Source organism: Caulobacter sp. BE264 (assembly GCF_031457805.1).
GTDB lineage: Bacteria > Pseudomonadota > Alphaproteobacteria > Caulobacterales > Caulobacteraceae > Caulobacter.
In genome coordinates this window covers 777,055-796,004 of sequence record NZ_JAVDXI010000001.1, presented here as the reverse complement: position 1 = coordinate 796,004, position 18,950 = coordinate 777,055, and the positions used below count along the sequence as shown (strand labels likewise).

The following is an 18,950-nucleotide window of genomic DNA, read 5'->3' as shown; positions in this document are numbered from 1 at the left end:
CTGGGATCTGTGATCATGACCAAGACTGACAAGCCAGCGTCTGGCCTGACCCGTCGCGGCGCCCTGATGGGCGCGGCCGCCACGCTCGCCGCCGCCAAGGTCGCCTTCCCGGGCGGCGCTCACGCCGCCGGGGCGGGCCCCGAAGTCGCCAAGGCGCGGCTGGGCTTTATCGCCCTGACCGACAGCTCGCCGCTGATCATCGCCAAGGAACGCGGCCTGTTCGCCAAGTACGGCATGCCCGACATCGAGGTGGTCAAGCAGGCCTCCTGGGCCGCCACCCGTGACAACCTGGTGCTGGGCGCTGAACGCGGCGGCATCGACGGCGCGCACATCCTGACGCCTATGCCCTATTTGATGACCACCGGAACGATCACCGGCGGCGCGCCGACGCCGATGTACATCTTGGCGCGCCTGAACACGAACGGGCAGGGGATTTCGGTCGGCAACGACCTCAAGAGCGTGAAGGTCGGCCTCAACAGCGCCGGGGCCAAGGCCAAGTTCCTGCAGATGAAGGCAGCGGGTAACATCGCCAAGGTCGCCATGACCTTCCGCGGCGGCACGCACGACCTTTGGGTGCGCTACTGGCTTGCGGCGGGCGGCATCAACCCTGACGTCGATGTCTCGACCATCGTGATCCCGCCGCCGCAGATGGTGGCCAACATGAAGGCCGGCACGCAGGACGCCTTCTGCGTGGGCGAACCCTGGAACGGCCAACTGGTCAACCAGAAGGTCGGCTATACGGCCTGCTTGACCTCCGAGCTATGGATGAACCACCCCGAGAAGGCGCTCGGCATGCGGGCTTCGTGGGTCGACAAGTATCCGCGCGCGGCCCAGGCGATCACGGCTGCGGTGCAGGAAGCCCAGATGTGGTGCGACAAGGCGTCGAACCTACCGCAGATGTGCTCGATCGTGTCGGGCCGCCAGTACATCAACGTGCCGATGGGTGACATCCTGCCCCGCCTGCAAGGCACGGTGGACTATGGCGACGGTCGCACGCTGAAGAACTCGCCGCACCGGATGAAGTTCTGGGCCGACAACGCCAGCTTCCCGTTCAAGTCCCACGATCTGTGGTTCCTGACCGAAGACATCCGCTGGGGCGTGCTGCCGCAAAAGACCAACACCAAGGCCCTGGTCGATAAGGTCAACCGCTCTGACATCTGGCGCGCCGCCGCCAAGTCGATTGGCCAGGCGGGTCCGGCCGGCGACAGCCGCGGCGTCGAGCGCTTCTTCGACGGCAAGGTCTTCGACCCGGCCAATCCGGGCGCCTACCTGGCCAGCCAGCCGATCAAGAAGCTGGTCTAGGGAGACGGACGATGGCCTATCCCAAGCCCGTGTTCAGTCCGGCTTCGCCGACTTCGCCACCGTCGTTGGAGCCGACGCCGGCGCCGTCGCGGCCCTCCATCCTGTCGGAGCTGGGACGGCGCGCCGCCGCCGTCGCCGCCACGACCCTGCCGCCGCTGGTCACCCTGCTGGTGATCCTCGGCGTGTGGCAGGCCATCGTCGGGGAGTCCTATACGGGACTGCCGTCGCCCAAGCAGGTGTGGCTGGAGTCCAAGGAGCTGATCCTCAACCCGTTCTATGACAATGGCGGCGTCGACAAGGGTCTGTTCTGGCACGTGGCGACCAGCCTGCAGCGCGTGGGGATCGGCTTCTCGATCTCGGCGGTCGTCGGGGTGCTGCTTGGCGTGTTCGTCGGCTCCAACCGCTGGGCGCACCGCAGCCTGGACCCGATCTTCCAGGTCCTGCGGACGGTGCCGCCGCTGGCCTGGCTGCCGATCTCGCTGGCGGCCTTCCATCAGGCCCAACCCTCGGCCCTGTTCGTGATCTTCATCACCGCCATCTGGCCGATCATCATCAACACGGCCGTGGGCGTGCGGAACATCCCCAGCGACTATGTCAACGTCGCCAAGGTGCTGCGCCTGTCGCCGGTCGAGTACTTCTTCAAGATCCTGCTGCCGGCCACCACACCCTACATCTTCACGGGCCTGCGGATCGGCATCGGCATGAGCTGGCTGGCCATCGTCGCTTCGGAAATGCTGCTGGGCGGCGTCGGCATCGGCTTCTTCATCTGGGATCAGTACAACGCCTCGCGCATCTCCGACATTCTCGTGGGACTGGCCTGGGTTGGTCTGACCGGGTTCTTCCTTGACCGTTTGGTGGCCCTGGTCGGCCACGTCGTGTCGCGCGGCAGCGCGGCCAGCTAGGGATCGACGCATATGGCCAAGGCCTATCTCTCCATCGAGAACGTCGGCGTCACCTTCGCCAAGGGGGCGACCCGCAGCGAGGTGCTGACCGGTGTCGACCTGAAGATCGACAAGGGCGAGTTCGTTTCGATCATCGGTCACTCCGGCTGTGGCAAGTCGACCTTGCTGAACGTGGTGGCGGGCCTCGTGCCCGTCACCACGGGCGCGGTGATCCTGGATCGCCAGGAGGTCAACGCCCCGGGCCCCGACCGGGCGGTGGTGTTCCAGAACCACTCGCTGCTGCCATGGCTGTCGGTCCGCGAGAACGTCTCGCTCGCGGTCGACAAGGTGTTCGGCGGCGTCAAATCGCCGGCTGAGCGCAAGGACTGGGTGCTTCACAATCTCGATCTGGTGAAAATGACCCATGCGCTGGACAAGCGGCCCTCCGAAATCTCGGGGGGGATGAAGCAGCGGGTCGGTATCGCCCGCGCCCTGTCGATGGAGCCCAAGGTCCTGCTGCTGGACGAGCCGTTCGGCGCGCTGGACGCCCTGACCCGGGCGCACCTTCAGGACAGCGTGATGGAGATCCATTCGGCGCTGAAGAACACGGTGCTGATGATCACCCACGATGTCGATGAGGCGACGCTGCTGTCCGACCGCATCGTGATGATGACCAACGGCCCGCGCGCCTGCGTGGGGCAGGTGCTGGACGTGCCGCTGGAGCGGCCGCGCGACCGTTTGGCGGTGGCGGAGCATCCGACCTATGTCCATGCGCGCGCGGCGGTGATCGAGTTCCTCTACGCACGCCGCGCGGCGTGACGGTTTGGGCGTCGGCGTCGCCGTTGGGGCCCCTCGCACCGAGGCGCCGGTCTTCTGGGCGTCGGCGCCTTCATTTTCAGCATTCCGCGCGTCGAGGCGATATGGGGCGGATTCCCGCTCCCGATCCCGGCGCGCGGACCTAGGACTGCGGGCGATGCGCGTGCTCGTGATCGATCCTGACGCCGCCCGGGCGGCGCTTGTGGCCCAGGGCCTCGAGGGTGTTCAGCCCTTGGAGGTCCGCCACGCGGCCGTCTACAACGAAGCCGAAGTCGTCGCATTCGCGCCCGATGTGGTCGTGATCGCCGCCGAGAGCCCCGACCGGGACACGCTGGACAGCCTGAGGGAGTCCAGCCAGGGCCACCCGGTGGTGATGTTCGTGGACCGCTCCGAGCCGGGCCTGGCCGAACAGGCCGTGCGCGCCGGCGTGGCGGCCTATGTGGTCGACGGCCTGGCTCCGGGGCGGGTGCGGCCGATCCTGGACGTGGCCATGAGCCGCTTCGCCTTGACCCAGCAGTTGCGCGGCGATCTCGCCAAGGCCAAGGCCGACTTGGAGGCGCGAAAGACCGTCGAGCGCGCCAAGGGCCTTCTGATGAAGGAGCGCGGCCTTGATGAGGACGGCGCCTATCGGCTGCTGAGGAAGCTGGCCATGGATCGAGGCAAGCCCATCGGGGCGGTGGCCGCCGATCTGCTGGCCTTCGCCGGGGTGCTGCGGGGAGACGGCGCGTGAGCGGCTTCCTGGATCTGCGCCTGGGCTTCATTCCTCTAACGGACTGCGCGCCGTTGGCCGTCGCCAAGACCATGGGCTTCTTCGCCGAGGAGGGGCTTGAGGTCGAGCTCTCGCGCGAGGCCTCTTGGGCCACCGTGCGCGACAAGGTCGCTGTGGGGGCGCTGGACGGCGCCCATATGCTGGCCCCGATGGCCCTTGCCGCCAATGGGGTGGCAAAAGGGGCGGAAGAGGGGCGGATCATCGCCCCGCTGGCCCTGAACCGGAACGGCAGCGCGGTGACGGTGTCGTCCGCCCTGGCCGAGGCTATGCGCGCGGTTGCTCCGTCGGCGCTGGACGGTCCGCTGACCATGGCTACGGCGCTGGCCGGCGTGGCGGCGGCGCGGCGGACGCGGGGCGAACCGCCCCTGACCTTCGCGGTCGTGTTTCCGGCCTCGATGCACAACTACTTGCTGCGCTACTGGCTGGCCGAGGGCGGGATCGATCCGGACCAGGACGTCCGCATTGTCGTCATCCCGCCGCCGCGCATGGTCGAGCAGATGCGGGCCGGAGCGGTGGACGGGTTCTGCGTCGGCGCGCCTTGGAATGCCGTGGCCGAGGCCGAGGGCGTCGGCCGCATGCTGATCACCGCCTCTCAGTTCTGGCCCTCGGGTCCCGACAAGATCCTGGGTATGGCGGCGGGCTTCGCCGCCAGCCGGCCCGACGATCTCAAGGCCTGCCTGCGGGCTGTGATGCGGGCGGCGGCCTGGGCCGATGCGCCCGAGAACCGCGAAGCCCTGGTCGAGCTGCTGGCGCGGCCGGAGTGGATCGGCGCAGCGCCGGAGACCATCGCCCGCGCCCTCAGGGGCGAGATCGTGTTCCACCGGGACGGGGCGGGCCTGCCCCGTCCCGAGCACGGGCTGTGGTTCGCCTCGCAGATGGTCCGCTGGGGTCAGGTGGAGTCTGGAGTCGATCTGGCGGCGCTGGTCCACAGTGTCTACCGCCCCGACCTCTATCGCGCTGCAGCCCTGTCGCTGGACCCGATCCTGGATCCGGCGATCAGCTTCGAGGACGCCGCCCAGCCGGTCGAAGCAAGGCTGTTTGATCGCCGCCTGTTCGACCCGGCGGCGCCAGCGGCCTATGCTGCGAGCTTCGCGATCGGTCGTGCGCGGCGCTGACCTGCCTATTTTCAAGGCGTTTGCGCCGCCCGTTTGCTGAGCAATCGTTCGAACCCGTCCGGGGTGTGCTGCGTCGCAAACGAGTGGGTGACTCCCCGGCGCTCTCGCGTTCCACTGACGTCCAGGCCAACGAACAACGGCGTTCGCGGCTGCCAGAGGACCGCTCCGATGCGGTCAGTCGCCCGAGGCGCCGCCGCCTCGCTCTCGCAGACACGCAGACACGCAGACGATCGAGGCCATCATGATCTCCCGCGAATTCCTCAAGGCCGGACACACCCCGACCCTGTTCGCCGCCTTTCTCTATTTCGACCTCAGCTTCATGGTCTGGGTGATCCTGGGCCCGCTGGGCGTGGCGATCGCCAAGGACTTCGGCCTTGATCCCGCCCAGAAGGGCCTGATGGTGGCCGTGCCGGTGCTCGCCGGCGCGGTGCTGCGGCTCGTGAACGGCGTGCTCGTCGATCGCATCGGTCCCAAGAAAACCGGCATCATCGGTCAACTGATCGTGCTGGCGGGTCTGGTCACCGCCTGGGGCGTGGGACTGCACAACTATCAGCAGATCCTGGCCCTGGGCGTGGTGCTGGGCGTGGCCGGCGCATCCTTCGCGGTGGCGCTGCCGCTGGCCTCGCGCTGGTATCCGCAGGAGCATCAGGGTCTGGCTCTCGGCATCGCCGGCGCCGGCAATTCCGGCACGGCCCTGGCCGCCCTGTTCGCGCCGGCCCTGGCCAAGACCTTCGGCTGGCAGAACGTCATCGGCCTGGCGGCGATCCCTCTGGCCTTCGCCTTCGTCGCCTATCTGGTCCTGGCCAAGGATGCGCCCGAGCAGCCTGCGCCCAAGAAGCTCGCCGAGTACCTGGATGTCCTGAAGGTTCCCGACGCCTGGTGGCTGATGTTGCTGTACGGGGTGACCTTCGGCGGCTTCGTGGGCCTGGCCTCGTCGCTGACCATGTACTTCAACTCCGAGTACGGTCTGGATCCGGTGATCGCCGGGTTCTTCACCGCCGCCTGCGTGTTCGCCGGCTCGTTCATCCGTCCGGTCGGCGGCGCGCTCGCCGACCGCTACGGCGGGGTGCGGACGCTGAGCGTGGTCTATGTTCTGGCTGCGGTCGGCCTGACGGTGGCCAGCTTCCAGCTGCCGACGGCGGCCGTGGCCTTGGCGGTCCTGCTGTTCGCCATGCTGGCCTTGGGCGCCGGCAACGGCGCGGTGTTCCAGCTGGCCCCGCAGCGGTTCCGCAAGGAAATCGGCGTGATGACCGGCCTGATCGGCATGACCGGCGGGATTGGCGGCTTCTACCTGGCCTCGACCCTGGGTCTGGCCAAGAAGATGACCGGCTCCTACCAGTCCGGCTTCATCGGTTTCGCCCTCCTGGCCGTCTTCGCCTTGATCGCGCTGTTCAGCCTCAAGGCCCGCTGGCGGGCCGTGTGGCCGACCTTGCACGGCGACTCCGCGCCGGTTCGCGTCTAACCCCCAACGCCTCCCTCAAAGAGAAGCCTTATGACCCAAGCCACGCCCAAATTGCGCCTGGTCGTCATCGGTAACGGCATGGCCGGTTGCCGGGCGGTCGAGGAAGTGCTCAAGCGCGATCCCGACCGCTACGACGTCACCATCTTCGGCGCCGAGCCGCGGGTGAATTACAACCGCATCATGCTCTCGCCCGTGCTGGCCGGCGAGAAGGCCTTCGAGGACATCGTCATCAATGACGAGGCCTGGTACCGCGACAACGCCATCACCCTGCACGCCGGCCGCGCGGTCACCGCGATCGATCTGGCCGCCCGCACCGTCACCGCCGAAGGGGGACTGGAGGTCGGCTACGACAAGCTGATCCTGGCCACCGGCTCCGATCCGTTCCGCCTGCCGTTGCCCGGCGGTGACCTGAAGGGCGTGGTCACCTTCCGCGACCTCGACGACGTCAACGCGATGCTGGCGGCCTCGGCCAAGCCGGACGCGCGGGCGGTGGTCATCGGCGGCGGCCTTCTGGGGCTGGAGGCCGCCTATGGCCTGGCGCGGCGCGGCATGGCCGCCACCGTCGTCCACCTAATGGACGTGCTGATGGAGCGCCAGCTTGACGAAAGCGCCGGCTTCCTGCTGCGCGAGGCCCTGGCCGATCGCGGCGTCGAGACGGTGCTGGGCGCGCACTCTGAGGAGATCGTCGGGGCGGAAGGCCAGGTCACGGGCCTCAAGCTCAAGGACGGTCGCGTGCTGCCCTGCGACCTGCTGGTCATGGCGGTGGGCATCCGTCCGAACGCGACCCTCGCCAAGGCCGCCGGTCTTGGCGTAAACCGCGGCGTGGTCGTCGACGACGCCATGCGAACCTCCGATCCGGATGTCTTCGCGGTCGGGGAATGCGTCGAGCATCGCGGCCAATGCTACGGTCTCGTCGCGCCGATCTGGGAGATGTGTCGCGCGCTGGCGGAGGCGCTGACAGACGGGGAGGGGGCCTATCAGGGCTCGGTTCTTTCGACCCGCCTCAAGGTCTCCGGCGTTGACGTGTTCTCGGCCGGAAAGTTCGCGGGCGGCGAGGGCTGCGAAGACATCGTCTTCCGGGACGCCGCGCGCGGGGTCTACAAGCGGGTGGTGATCGAGGAGGGCAAGGTCGCCGGCGCTGTGCTGTTTGGTGATGCGGCGGACGGCGGTTGGTACTTTGACTTGATGAAGGCCGGCGCCGACGTCGCCGGCATTCGCGAGACCCTGATCTTCGGCCAGGCGATCACGGAGGGGTTGGCCGGCCTGGACCCTAGCGCGGCCGTTGCGGCCATGCCCGATACGCAGGAAATCTGCGGCTGCAACGGCGTCTGCAAAGGGGCGATCACCTCTGCGATCACGGCTCAAGGCCTCACCACGCTGGACGATGTCCGGGCGGTGACTAAGGCCTCGGCCTCGTGCGGATCCTGCACGCCGCTGGTGGAGCAGGTCTTGAAGTTGACCCTGGGCGACGGCTTCCAGGCCCAGACCGGGCCCAAGCCGATCTGCAAGTGCTCGTCCAAGACCCACGGCGAGGTGCGGCGGGCGATCGTCGATCAGGGCCTGAAGTCGATGCCTGCGGTCATGCAGGCCCTGGAGTGGTCCACGCCCGATGGCTGCGCCTCGTGTCGACCCGCGCTGAACTACTACCTGTTGTGCGCCTGGCCCGACGAATACCGCGACGACAAACAGTCGCGGTTCATCAACGAGCGAGTCCACGCCAACATCCAGAAGGACGGCACCTATTCGGTGGTGCCCCGCATGTGGGGCGGCATGACCAGTCCGGCCGAGCTTCGGGCCATCGCCGACGTCGCCGAGAAGTTCGCCATCCCGGCGGTCAAGGTCACCGGCGGCCAGCGGATCGACCTCCTGGGCGTCAAGAAGGACGACCTGCCGGCCGTCTGGGCCGACCTGAACGCCGCCGGCATGGTCAGCGGCCACGCCTACGCCAAGGGCCTGCGGACGGTGAAGACCTGCGTCGGCTCCGACTGGTGCCGGTTCGGCACCCAGGACTCCACCGGCCTTGGCATGCGGCTGGAGAAGTTCCTTTGGGGCTCGTGGGCCCCGGCCAAGGTCAAGCTGGCCGTGTCCGGCTGCCCACGCAACTGCGCCGAGGCCACCTGCAAGGACTTCGGCGTGGTCTGCGTCGACAGCGGCTACGAGATCCACATCGGCGGCGCGGCCGGCCTGCACATCCAAGGCACCCAGGTCCTGACCCGGGTGGCGACCGAGGACGAGGCGGTCTGGGTCATCGCTGCGGCCATGCAACTCTACCGTGAGGAGGGCTGGTACTTGGAGCGGGTCTACAAATGGATGGACCGCGTGGGCCTGGAGACGATCCGTGCCCAGGTCACAGATCCCGATCAGCGCAAGGCCCTCTACGACCGCTTCGCCTACTCGCAGCGCTTCGCCCGGATCGATCCGTGGGCCGAGCGCGTGGCGGGCCGTCACAACGAGGAATTCACCCCGATGAGCCGCCGGATGGAGTTCGCCCCCGCATGAACACGCATGTGAAGGCCCCGGCCTGGATCGATGTCGGCGCGGTGACCGACGTGCCGCGACGCGGCGCGCGGCGCGTGCCCAGCCCGCGCGGGGACATCGCCATCTTCCGCACCGGCGACGGCGACGTCTTCGCCCTGATGGACAAATGCCCGCACAAGGGCGGTCCGCTCAGCGAAGGCATCGTTCATGGTCGCGCCGTGACGTGCCCGCTGCACGCCTGGAACATCGACCTGGCCACCGGCGAGGCGATGGGCGCCGACAAGGGTAAGGGCTGCACGCCCGTCGTCGCCCTGCGCGTCGAGGACGGCCGCCTGTTGCTCAGCCTGGATGGAAATCTCTAGATGGCCGATGGCTCCGCCGCTCTGACTGCCACTCGCACGGCCTGCCCCTATTGCGGGGTGGGTTGCGGCGTGATCGGCGCGACGGCGGCCGGAACGCGCGCGGTGGCGATCTCCGGCGACGCGGCTCACCCCGCCAATCATGGCCGACTGTGTTCGAAGGGGACCGCGCTGGGCGCGACGGTCTCGCTGGCGGGCCGGTTGCTGGAACCGACGATCCAGGGACGCGCCGCCAGCTGGGACGAAGCCACGAGCCTTGTCGCCCGGCGTTTTCGAGAGACGATCGCCCGGCATGGTCCCGACAGCGTCGCCTTCTACGTCTCGGGACAGCTGCTGACCGAGGACTATTACGTCGCCAACAAGCTGATGAAGGGCTTCATCGGCTCGGGCAATATCGACACCAACAGCCGCCTGTGCATGGCCTCGGCCGTGGTCGCCCACAAGCAGGCGTTCGGGGCGGATCTCGTGCCCGGCTGCTACGAGGATCTCGACCTGGCGGACCTCGTGGTGTTCAGCGGCCACAACGCCGCCTGGACCCACCCGGTGCTATTCCGGCGGATGGAGGCGGCCAAGGCGCGGGGGCAGAAGCATGTCGTCATTGACCCGCGCCGCACAGACACCGCCGAGGGCGCTGACCTGCATCTGGCCCTGGCGCCACAGAGCGACGTGCGGCTCTGGAACGGTTTGCTGGCCGATCTGATCCGGCGCGGCGCGATCAACGGAGACTTCCTGCGCGACCATGTCGACGGCTATGCGGCGGTGGTCGCGGCGCTGGAGGAGGACGACCAGTCGCCTTCAGCGGTGGCGGCCGACTGCGGCCTGGCCCTTGCGGACCTGAAGACCTTCTTTGATCTCTTCGCCGCCCATCCGCGTACGGTCAGCCTGTTCTCTATGGGGGCCAACCAGTCGGCTCAGGGCGTCGCCAAGGGGCTGGCCATCATCAACGCTCACCTCGCGACGGGCCGGGTCGGCAAGCCCGGGGCCTGCCCATTCTCGATCACAGGACAGCCGAACGCCATGGGCGGCCGGGAGACCGGCGGCATGGCCAACACCCTGGCCGGCCATATGGACTTCGCCCCGGAGGAGCGCGACCGCGTCGCCCGCTTCTGGGGCGCGCCAAACACGGCCCGCGCTCCGGGGCTGAAGGCGATCGACATGTTCGAGGCGGTCCGTGACGGACGCATAAAGGCGCTGTGGGTGATGGCCACCAATCCTGCGGTCAGCCTGCCGGCCAGCGGCGCTGTCCGCGAAGCGCTGGATCGCTGCCCGTTCGTGGTGGTCTCAGACTGCGTCGAGACCGACACCACGGCCTTCGCCGACGTCAAGCTGCCGGCCCTGGCCTGGGGCGAGAAGGACGGCACGGTGACCAACTCCGAGCGGCGGATCTCGCGCCAACGAGCGCTCTTTCCGCCGCCAGGCCAGGCCCGCGCCGATTGGCGGATCATCGCGGACGTCGCCGCCGCGATGGGTTTCGACGGTTTTGGTTGGCCGCACGCGGCGAGCGTGTTTCGGGAGTGGGCCCGCCTGACGGCCTATGAGAACCAGGGGCGCGTGCTCAATCTGGAGGGGCTCACCCGGCTGGATCCTCAGGCCTACGACGCGCTGGGGCCGGTTCAGTGGCCCGTCGACGCCCAGGGGCAGGGCAGGGCGCGATTGTTCGAGGACGGACGCTTCCAGACCGCCAATGGCCGCGCGCGGCTGGTTCCGGTGCGGCCTCGCGGACCGGCCGAGGCGACCAGCGACAAGTTCCCGATGGCGCTGAACACCGGCCGCATCCGCGATCAGTGGCACACCATGACCCGTACGAGCCTCGCGCCCGACCTCTGTCGGCACGCGCCCGAGCCCTATGTCGAGGTTCACCCCGATGACGCCAAGGCGGTCGGACTGACCGACGGCGCGCTGGCTCGGGTCATGACGACCCGCGCCGAGGCGGTGGCCGTCGCCAAGCTCAGTGATCGGCAGCGGCGTGGTTCGCTGTTCATGCCGATGCACTGGACCGACGCCTTCGCGCCGGCCGGTCGCGCCAACGCCCTCGTGGCGCCGATGACGGACCCGACCTCGGGCCAGCCCGAGTTCAAGCACACGCCGGCGCGCCTCGGCGCCTATCGCGAAACCTGGAAGGGGTTTTTCCTCGCGCGTGAACCGGCGGTCGTCGTCGACCCAGAGCTAGTCTGGCGACGCACGCCGCGAGAGGCCTGCCACCAACACGAGTTCGCCGGACGGGGAGATCGCTCTCAGCGCACGGCTTTGCGCAAGCGTCTCGCGCGGGGCCTGACGGGCGAGATCGTCGCCTACGAAGACGCCGCCACCGGCGCGATGCGAGAGGCCTGGATCCGCGACGACACGCTGATCGCCGTCCTCTACATGACAGAGTCCGGCCGCTTGCCGCCACGCGATTGGCTGGTCGATCTGTTCGGCGCGTCGTTGACGGCCGAGACTCGCGCAACCCTGCTGCATGGCTTCCCACCGGGCGCGCCGGTCGACAAGGGTCCGATGGTCTGCGCTTGCCTCAAGGTCGGCGGCAAGGCGATCGAGGCGGCCATAGCCGCCGGAGCCTCCACGACCGACGCCGTCGCGGCCGCCACCGGCGCGGGCACGAACTGCGGCTCCTGCCGCCCTGAGATCAGCCGCATGATCCGCGTCCTCGCCGACGCCAAACGGGAGACCGCCGATGTCCTCTAGCGTTGAGCCCGGGCGGGTTCTGTTGGTCGGCGCGGGACCTGGGCCTGTCGATCTGATGACGGTGCGGGCGATGCGCGCGGTCAAGGAAGCCGGGGCGCTTCTTTACGACGCCTTGTGTTCGGAGGAGGCCATCGCCCTGGCTCCGCCTGGCTGTATCCGAATCCAGACCGGAAAGCGCGCTGGCAAGCCCAGTATGACGCAGGGCGAGATCAACCGGATCATGCTGCGCTTGGCGCGGCGCGGTCTGCGGGTGGTGCGTCTGAAGGGCGGGGATCCATCGATCTTTGGCCGCGTGGGCGAAGAGGCGGCGTTCCTGAACGCTTACGGTGTTGCGACCGAGGTGGTGCCTGGCGTTACGGCGGCCTGCGCCGCTGCGGCCCAGTTTGGATTCCCGCTGACCCATCGTGGACAGGCGCGACGTGTGGTCTTCACGACGGCTCGGGTTCAGGACGGTGCGATGGCGCATGACTGGCGCTCGGGCGCTGACCCCGAGGCGACCCTTGCAGTCTATATGGGGGCTGAGGCTGCTCCCGACCTCGCCAGGGCTTTGGTCGCTGCAGGGCGCACAATCTCAACGCCCGTGGCCGTGATCGAACGGGCTGGCGCTGCTGACGCGCGTCTGACGACGACATCTCTCGCGGCGCTGACGGCAGGACCGATTACGACGCATGGCGGTCCTGTGCTTATCGTCGTCGGCGAGGTCGCCGCTGCGGCGCAAGCTCAAGCCAGCAACGCCAGCGACGGCTTCCGAGAGCGCGCATCGTGAACGCTCCACCGCTGACTCGCTCGCGCCCATGACGCGCTGCTAGTCCGTTTGGATCGCGCCGGAGCTTGTTGAAGAAGCGCTCGATGCGGTACGCCCGAAAAAGGCGCCAACTTCCGATAATATATCTTAGACGAGATATGGCTGCGATAGCTGCAACCCGAGGCCCGCTCCAGCCTTCAGTCTATTTCAGGGCCTTGGCGACAATCGCGGCCAGGGTCTCGCCGATCCGCTTCGCGCCTTTGGCGTTGGGATGGATGCCGTCGCGCTGCATGAGCGCGGGGTCGCCGACGACGCCGGCCAGGATATTGGCGTAAAGCGGCACGCCGAACTCTTTGGCGAGGCTCGGATAAATGGCGTTGAACTCACGCGCGTAGCTGGCGCCGATCCTTGGGGGCGCCGCCACGCCGACCAGCACCGCTCGCACGTTGCGCGCCTTGAGCTTTTGCAGGACGCCACGCAGGTTCGCCTTGGTCTGGGCCGGATCGACGCCCTGCAAGAGATCGTTGCCGCCCAGCGCCACCACGCAGAGTTTCGTATCCTTCGACACGCTGAAGCCGACACGGGCCAAGCCGCCGCCGCTGGTGTCGCCGGAGACGCCGGCAGGCCGCACGATCGCCGAAACGCCGCGCCGTCCCAGCGCCGCCTGCAACTGGGCGGGCATGGCATCGCGTGCGGGCAAGCCGAGGCCTGCCGTGATGGAGTCGCCCAGCACGGTGATCACGACCGGCTTTGGCGCGGCGGCGATCTGGCTCAACAGGCCGATCCCCAGCAAAAAACGTCGACGGTTGGGAAAACGGTGTGCGGTCGGGCTCATGCTTTCCTATGTAGTCTTGCTGCCGGCCAAACAAGGACCGGCCCTGCAGGAAAAGCCATGTCCGACGACGTTACGCCCGCCGCGCCCCTGGTCCTCGACGCCGTCGCCCTGACCCTGCCCTCCTCCGCCGGTCCTGTGAATATCCTGCGCGGCGTCGACCTTGTCGTGAACCCGGGCGAACGTGTCGCCATCATCGGTCCGTCAGGCTCGGGCAAGTCGTCGCTGATCGCCGTCGGCGCGGGTCTGGAGGAGCCGACGGCGGGGCAGGTTCGCCTGTTTGGCCAGGATCTGGCCAAGTTGAACGAGGACGGCCGCGCGCGCCTGCGACGCGGTCGCGCGGCCCTGGTGTTCCAGTCGTTCCACCTGCTGCCCAACATGACCGCCGAGGAGAACGTCGCGACGCCGCTGGAGATCGACGGCGCGCGGAACGCGATGGCCACGGCGCGCGATTGGCTCGGCCGGGTCGGTCTGTCGGGCCGCCTGACCCATTACCCCCACCAGCTGTCGGGCGGCGAACAGCAGCGCGTCGCCCTCGCCCGCGCCCTGGCCGCCCGCCCCGCCCTGCTCTTCGCCGACGAACCCACAGGCAACCTTGATGGCGCGACCGCGGCCTCGGTGGCGGACCTGATGTTCAACCTGGTGTCTGAGGTCGGCGCGGCGATGGTCATGGTCACCCATGACCCGGTGCTAGCCACCCGCGCCGACCGGATTGTGCGGATGGCAGACGGACGGATCGTCTCGTGAGCCGTACGCCCCTCGCCTTCCGCCTCGCCGCCCGCGAACTGCGCTCGGGCGTGCGTGGTTTCCGCATTTTCCTGGCCTGCCTGGCGCTGGGCGTCGCGGCGATCGCGGCCGCCGGCTCGACGGCGGAAGCCTTCCGGCAGGGCCTGGCCAGCCAGGCGCGTGAGATCCTGGGCGGCGACCTGGCGTTCTCGATCGAGAACCGCGATTTCACGCCCAAGGAGCGCCAGACCTTCGACAAGCTGGGCGTGACCACCTACGCCGCGACCGCGCGCGCCATGGCGCAGGCTCCCAGCGGCGAGCGGCGGCTGGTCAATCTGCGCGGGGTGGACGGACAGTTTCCGCTCGCCGGCGCCGTGACCCTGGACGGCGCGCCGAACCTGCAAGCCGCCCTGGCCGATCGAAACGGTGTGCCGGGCGCGGCGGTGGAGCCGGCGCTGCTGGATCGCCTGAACCTGAAGATCGGCGACCGCTTCGAGGCCGGCCCCATGACGCTGATCGTGGGCGCGCGATTGACCGGCGAGCCAGACGGCCTGTCGCGCGGCTTCGCCATCGCGCCCCGTGTCCTGGTCCGGGGGGAGGTGCTGGAGCGATCCGGTCTTTTGGCGCCCGGCGGCCTAACGAGCCGGACGGTGCGTGTCGCGCTTTCGCCCGATCAGGACCCTCGCGCCATCGGCAAGGCGGTGCAGGCTTCGCTTCCGGACTCGCGGATGCGAGTGCGCGACCGCCTGGACGCCGCGCCGGGCGCGCGTCGCCTGATCGACCAGCTCGAATACTTCCTGGGCTTCATCGGCCTAGCCTCGCTGGTCGCGGGCGGTCTGGGCGTCGCGGGGGCCGTTTCGGCCTATCTCTCGGCGCGGGAGCCGGCGATCGCCGTGCTGAAGGCCCTGGGCGCACAAAGCGGGTTGATCCGCGATCTGCACCTGATCCAGATCGCGGTTCTGGCCTTGCTGGGCATCGCGATCGGCCTCGTCGTCGGCGGCGCCGCGCCGTTGATCCTGGGGCAGTTGGCGGGCTCCAGTCTGCCGGTGCCCGCGCTGTTCAAGATCTATCCCCTACCCCTGGCCAAGGCCGCGCTGTTCGGGCTTCTGGCTGCGGCGGCGTTCTCGTTGCTGCCCCTGGCGCGAGCGCGAACCACGCCGCCGTCGGCCCTGTTCCGGCGCGCGCCCAAAGGCCGGCTTCCGTTCGGCGTCGAAACCGTCGGTGCGGGTCTGGCCGGCCTGGGTTTGGCCGCGCTGGCGGTCGCCACCGCCCCGACCCCGATGGCCGCCGCCATCATGATCGCCGGGGTGGCGGTGTCGTTTGGCCTGCTGGCCGCGCTGGGCCGGTCCGCCGCCTGGGCGGCCGGCAAGGCGCGCGGCCTCACCCGAGGTCCCGCCAAGCTTGGCCTCGCCAACCTCGCAGGCCCTCGCTCGGCGGCCCGAACGGCCAGCCCGGCGATCGGCCTGGGCGTCGCGCTGCTGGCATGCGTGGTGCTGATCCAGTCGGCGCTCCTGGCCCAGGTCAGCGACGTGGCCCCGCGCACCGCGCCGGCCATGGTGTTCACCGAGATCCCGGCCGATCAGGCCGCGACCTTCGACGCGACGGCGGCTTCGGTCATGGGGCCGCTGACCGAGGACACCTATCTGCGCATGCCGTTCGTCACGGGCCGCATCATCGCGGTGAAGGGCAAGCCGATCGATCCGAGGAGCGTCAAGCCCTCGGCGCGATGGGCGTTCGACAACGATATCAGCCTGTCGACCCTGGGCAAGGAGCCGAAGAACGCTGGCGTCGTCGCCGGGCGCTGGTGGGCGGAGAACGACGCCGGCCCGCCCAAGCTGGCCATGAGCGCCGAGATCGCTGAAGCCGCCGGGCTCAAGCTGGGCGACAAGGTCACCCTGCTGGTTCTGGGACAAGAGATCGAAGCGTGGATCACGGTGCTGCGCAAAGTGGAGTTCGGCGGCTTTGGCCCGAACTTCAACCTGATCCTCAACCCCGCAACGCTGGAGGGCGCCGAGCTTCGCAGCGTGGCCATCGCGCGGATGGACAAGGCCCAGGAAGCCGCCCTGACCCGCAAGCTTGGCCAGACCCTGCCGACCGTCAACGTAATCAGCGTGCGCGAGCAGTTGGAGTCGGCCGCCGCCCTCTTCGACCGCCTGGCCCTGGCGGTGCGCGGCGCAGCGGCGGTGGCGGGCCTGGCTGGCCTTTTGGTCCTGGCCGGCGCCATCGCGGCCGGCGCCCGGGCGCGCGCCCGGGAAGCGGCGACCCTCAAGGTGCTGGGCGCCACCCGGGGTCAGATCCTCGTGGCCTACGTGATCGAGTACGGCGCTGTCGGTTTGATCGCCGGAGCGGCCGGCGTGATCTTCGGGTTCGCCGCAGCCTGGCCCGTGGTGGTCAAGGTCTTCGAGGCCAGCTGGAGTGTCGACTGGAGCGGCGTTCTGGCGCTGCTGGCGGGCGCGACGGGCCTGGCGACGCTGGGAGGCCTTATCGCCGCCAGCCTGGCTCTTGCGCAAAGACCTGCGCCGGTCCTGCGGGGCGACTAGCGCCCGCAGGACCGGCTTCAGTCACTTCGCCGGGACGACCGTCGCCACGAAGGAGTCCGCGCGGTCGGTCTGGACCACCGGCTTCATCGTGCCGTCTGGATTATAGCTCAGCGGTTCCACGGTGACCGCGCGCCGGCCGATCGCGCCGTTCAGGTCGCCGATCGTCAGGGTCGCGTTGTGCAGGAAGATGTACCAAGCGCCCTTGAACTGCACGATGCCGGGGTGGATCGTGAAGCTGTACTTGCCTGAGCCGGTCAGCAGCCCGCGATAGGTCCAGGGTCCCGTGATAGCCGGTGCGGTGGCGTAGGATACGTGCTCGTCGCGCTGCGTGGAGCGATCCAGGGAGGCGTAGGTCAGGTAGTAGAGCCCGTCGCGCTTGTGCAGCCAGGGCCCTTCCTCGAAATGCGGCGGCGTGATCTCGGTGATCGGGCCGTCGATCTCGATCATGTTGGGCTTGAGCTTGGCGATGTAGCACTGGCGATTGCCCCAGGCGATCCACGTCGTGCCGTCGTCGTCGGTCCAGACGGTCGGATCGATATCCTCCCAGCTGTGCGTGCCTTTGGGGGTCATATCGTTGGTGATCAGGGCGGAGCCGCGCGCATCGACGAACGGTCCGGTCGGGCTGTCGGACACCGCGACGGCGATCGCCTTGCCGGGCCGCGTCTTGTCGTGTTCGACGGCGGCGTAGAAATAGAACTTGCCGTTCTTCTGGATCGCCTGTGACGCCCAGGCGTCCTTCTGCGCCCACTTGAAGTCGGCGACCTTCATGATCGGTGGATGCGAGGTCCACGTCTTCATGTCGGTGGTGGAATAGACCAGCCACTCGCGCATGTTGAACATCTCGTCGCGTTGCGCTTCGTCTCGGCCGACATAGAGGTACAGACGATCGCCGACGACCAGCGGCGCGGGATCCGCCGTGAACTTGTCGCGGAAGATCGGATTGGCGCTCAGGGGCAGCCAGCCCCCCTCCTCCGCGGCGAGGCTTGGCCCGCTCAGGCTAGCGATAAGGGCCAGCGTGGCCGCGGCGAGCTTCAGCTTCATCATGCGCCTCCCAAACAACGCGCGACATTTACTCGGACAAATCAAACCGTCAACGCCGAGAAATGACGTCATCGACTCTACAGTCTGAGCGAGACATCTGGCGCATCACGGATTCTTTTGTCAGACATGAAACAACGAGATCGCGCGTCAGTCGAAAGCGAACGGTGGCAAACCGGGCTAGGCGCGCGATCGGCATGCGAAAGGGAGAGACGCATGAACGGTAAGATACGGCGCTCGGGCGGGCTACGGGGATCCATGGGCTTGGCTCTAGTCGCCTTCACGCTGAGCATCGCCACCGCGGGAGCTGCGGCGGCCCAGAACGACAAGATGACGCCGATCGCTATTCCGGCGCAGCCGACTGCGATCGCGCTCGGTACGGGTCCCCTGCCCGGCGCGACGGCGCCGGAATCCTGGCACAGCCAGTATGGCAGCGTCTTCGCCCGCAACGTCACGGAAGCGACGCTGACGCCGTTCCTTCCGGACCCCGCCAAGGCCACGGGCGCGGCGGTGATCATCGCACCGGGGGGCGGCTTCCGCACCCTGTCGATGGAAAACGAAGGCTGGGACGCGGCGCGCGCCTTGGCCGACAAGGGCGTCGCCGCATTCGTCCTCAAGTACCGCCTCAACCAGACCCCGCCGGACATGGCGGGCTTCGAGCGGTCGATGCAGGAGATGTTCTCCGGCACGGCGCAGCGGCCCCGGCCTGACCCGCAGGCGGCGATGGCGGGCCTCGCGCCGCAACTGGCCGACTCCCGCGCCGCTTTCGCGCTCGTCCGCAAGCGCGCGGCCGAATGGCGGGTGGATCCGGACCGGATCGGCATGCTGGGCTTCTCGGCCGGCGCCATGCTGACTCTGACGACGACCCTGAGCGGTGGCGACGCCAAACCCGCCTTCATCGGCCTGATCTATGGGCCGTTGTCGCCGGTCACGACCCCGGCCGACGCGCCGCCGATGTTCGTGGCGCTGGCCGCCGACGATCCCTTCTTCGCCAACAGCGGCTTTGGCCTGATCGACAGCTGGCGCACGGCCAAGCGTCCGGCCGAGTTCCACCTGTATGAGCAAGGCGGCCACGGCTTTGGCATGTATCCGAAAACCACCACCAGCACCGGCTGGTTCGACGCCTATGTCCGCTGGATCGGTATGCACGGCATGCTCAAGCCGAAGGCCTGAACCGAACGAGCGGCCGGCGCTGTAGAGCGCCG

General features: G+C 68.6%; 15 protein-coding genes. 13 read left to right on the top strand and 2 right to left on the bottom strand.

Translation table 11 applies throughout. The annotated features are described in order from the left end of the window. Positions 1-9: 9 nt before the first annotated feature. The 10 genes from J2X45_RS03855 (at position 10) to cobA (ending at position 12,630) form a co-directional block, all read left to right on the top strand. Entirely contained in the window at positions 10-1,302 is a 1,293-nt protein-coding gene (locus J2X45_RS03855) for a CmpA/NrtA family ABC transporter substrate-binding protein (RefSeq protein WP_310211489.1), read from the top strand. Between the two features lie 11 nt (positions 1,303-1,313). Next, a complete protein-coding gene (gene ntrB, locus J2X45_RS03850; RefSeq protein WP_310211487.1) occupies positions 1,314-2,204 on the top strand; it encodes a nitrate ABC transporter permease in 891 nt (296 codons plus the stop codon). Between the two features lie 12 nt (positions 2,205-2,216). After that, complete coding sequence (locus J2X45_RS03845) at positions 2,217-3,002, top strand: ABC transporter ATP-binding protein (RefSeq protein ID WP_310211485.1); 786 nt, start codon at positions 2,217-2,219, stop codon at positions 3,000-3,002. A gap of 154 nt (positions 3,003-3,156) precedes the next feature. Continuing rightward, complete coding sequence (locus J2X45_RS03840) at positions 3,157-3,729, top strand: ANTAR domain-containing response regulator (protein WP_181242849.1); 573 nt, start codon at positions 3,157-3,159, stop codon at positions 3,727-3,729. Continuing rightward, the gene (locus J2X45_RS03835) at positions 3,726-4,883 is read left to right on the top strand and encodes a CmpA/NrtA family ABC transporter substrate-binding protein (protein ID WP_310211482.1); all 1,158 of its coding nucleotides are present in this window, start codon (positions 3,726-3,728) and stop codon (positions 4,881-4,883) included. The genes J2X45_RS03840 and J2X45_RS03835 overlap by 4 nt, the downstream gene beginning before the upstream one ends. A gap of 241 nt (positions 4,884-5,124) precedes the next feature. Beyond that, positions 5,125-6,345 (top strand): nitrate/nitrite transporter, encoded by a 1,221-nt coding sequence (locus J2X45_RS03830; protein WP_310211480.1) that lies wholly within the window; start codon positions 5,125-5,127, stop codon positions 6,343-6,345. Positions 6,346-6,375: 30 nt separating this feature from the next. Continuing rightward, entirely contained in the window at positions 6,376-8,844 is a 2,469-nt protein-coding gene (gene nirB, locus J2X45_RS03825) for a nitrite reductase large subunit NirB (RefSeq protein ID WP_310211479.1), read from the top strand. After that, on the top strand, positions 8,841-9,185 hold the full coding sequence (gene nirD, locus J2X45_RS03820; RefSeq protein WP_310211477.1) for a nitrite reductase small subunit NirD: 345 nt from the start codon (positions 8,841-8,843) through the stop codon (positions 9,183-9,185). The genes nirB and nirD overlap by 4 nt, the downstream gene beginning before the upstream one ends. Beyond that, positions 9,186-11,864 (top strand): nitrate reductase, encoded by a 2,679-nt coding sequence (locus tag J2X45_RS03815; protein ID WP_310211476.1) that lies wholly within the window; start codon positions 9,186-9,188, stop codon positions 11,862-11,864. It begins immediately after the preceding gene. Continuing rightward, positions 11,854-12,630 carry a uroporphyrinogen-III C-methyltransferase gene (gene cobA / locus J2X45_RS03810; RefSeq protein ID WP_310211475.1) on the top strand — a complete coding sequence of 259 codons (777 nt, stop codon included), beginning with the start codon at positions 11,854-11,856 and terminating at the stop codon, positions 12,628-12,630. Before J2X45_RS03815 ends, cobA begins: the two co-directional genes overlap by 11 nt. 181 nt (positions 12,631-12,811) lie before the next feature. Here cobA and J2X45_RS03805 read toward each other — a convergent pair whose 3' ends face one another. Beyond that, entirely contained in the window at positions 12,812-13,444 is a 633-nt protein-coding gene (locus tag J2X45_RS03805) for an arylesterase (RefSeq protein WP_310211473.1), read from the bottom strand. A 57-nt stretch (positions 13,445-13,501) separates the two neighbouring features. Between J2X45_RS03805 and J2X45_RS03800 the strand changes: the two genes are divergently transcribed. Both J2X45_RS03800 and J2X45_RS03795 read left to right on the top strand, forming a co-directional pair. Then, positions 13,502-14,188, top strand: a complete 687-nt coding sequence (locus tag J2X45_RS03800) for an ATP-binding cassette domain-containing protein (RefSeq protein ID WP_310211471.1) — start codon at positions 13,502-13,504, stop codon at positions 14,186-14,188. After that, positions 14,185-16,707 carry an FtsX-like permease family protein gene (locus J2X45_RS03795; RefSeq protein ID WP_310211469.1) on the top strand — a complete coding sequence of 841 codons (2,523 nt, stop codon included), beginning with the start codon at positions 14,185-14,187 and terminating at the stop codon, positions 16,705-16,707. Before J2X45_RS03800 ends, J2X45_RS03795 begins: the two co-directional genes overlap by 4 nt. Positions 16,708-16,728: 21 nt before the next feature. On the opposite strand, the gene J2X45_RS03790 is transcribed toward J2X45_RS03795, so the two are convergent. Next, entirely contained in the window at positions 16,729-17,748 is a 1,020-nt protein-coding gene (locus J2X45_RS03790; protein WP_310211468.1) for a glycoside hydrolase family 43 protein, read from the bottom strand. A 213-nt stretch (positions 17,749-17,961) separates the two neighbouring features. On the opposite strand from J2X45_RS03790, the gene J2X45_RS03785 reads away from it, so the two are divergent. Continuing rightward, positions 17,962-18,918: an alpha/beta hydrolase gene (locus J2X45_RS03785; RefSeq protein WP_310211466.1), complete on the top strand. Its 957-nt coding sequence runs from the start codon at positions 17,962-17,964 to the stop codon at positions 18,916-18,918. Positions 18,919-18,950 lie beyond the last annotated feature (32 nt).

Bases quoted from the DNA above. Each gene is read 5' to 3' on its own strand.
- ntrB (WP_310211487.1), top strand. From the start codon at position 1,314: ATGGCCTATCCCAAGCCCGTGTTCAGTCCGGCTTCGCCGACTTCGCCA.
- J2X45_RS03845 (WP_310211485.1), top strand. From the start codon at position 2,217: ATGGCCAAGGCCTATCTCTCCATCGAGAACGTCGGCGTCACCTTCGCC.
- J2X45_RS03840 (WP_181242849.1), top strand. From the start codon at position 3,157: ATGCGCGTGCTCGTGATCGATCCTGACGCCGCCCGGGCGGCGCTTGTG.
- J2X45_RS03830 (WP_310211480.1), top strand. From the start codon at position 5,125: ATGATCTCCCGCGAATTCCTCAAGGCCGGACACACCCCGACCCTGTTC.
- nirB (WP_310211479.1), top strand. From the start codon at position 6,376: ATGACCCAAGCCACGCCCAAATTGCGCCTGGTCGTCATCGGTAACGGC.
- nirD (WP_310211477.1), top strand. From the start codon at position 8,841: ATGAACACGCATGTGAAGGCCCCGGCCTGGATCGATGTCGGCGCGGTG.
- J2X45_RS03815 (WP_310211476.1), top strand. From the start codon at position 9,186: ATGGCCGATGGCTCCGCCGCTCTGACTGCCACTCGCACGGCCTGCCCC.
- cobA (WP_310211475.1), top strand. From the start codon at position 11,854: ATGTCCTCTAGCGTTGAGCCCGGGCGGGTTCTGTTGGTCGGCGCGGGA.
- J2X45_RS03805 (WP_310211473.1), bottom strand. From the start codon at position 13,444: ATGAGCCCGACCGCACACCGTTTTCCCAACCGTCGACGTTTTTTGCTG.
- J2X45_RS03800 (WP_310211471.1), top strand. From the start codon at position 13,502: ATGTCCGACGACGTTACGCCCGCCGCGCCCCTGGTCCTCGACGCCGTC.
- J2X45_RS03790 (WP_310211468.1), bottom strand. From the start codon at position 17,748: ATGAAGCTGAAGCTCGCCGCGGCCACGCTGGCCCTTATCGCTAGCCTG.
- J2X45_RS03785 (WP_310211466.1), top strand. From the start codon at position 17,962: ATGAACGGTAAGATACGGCGCTCGGGCGGGCTACGGGGATCCATGGGC.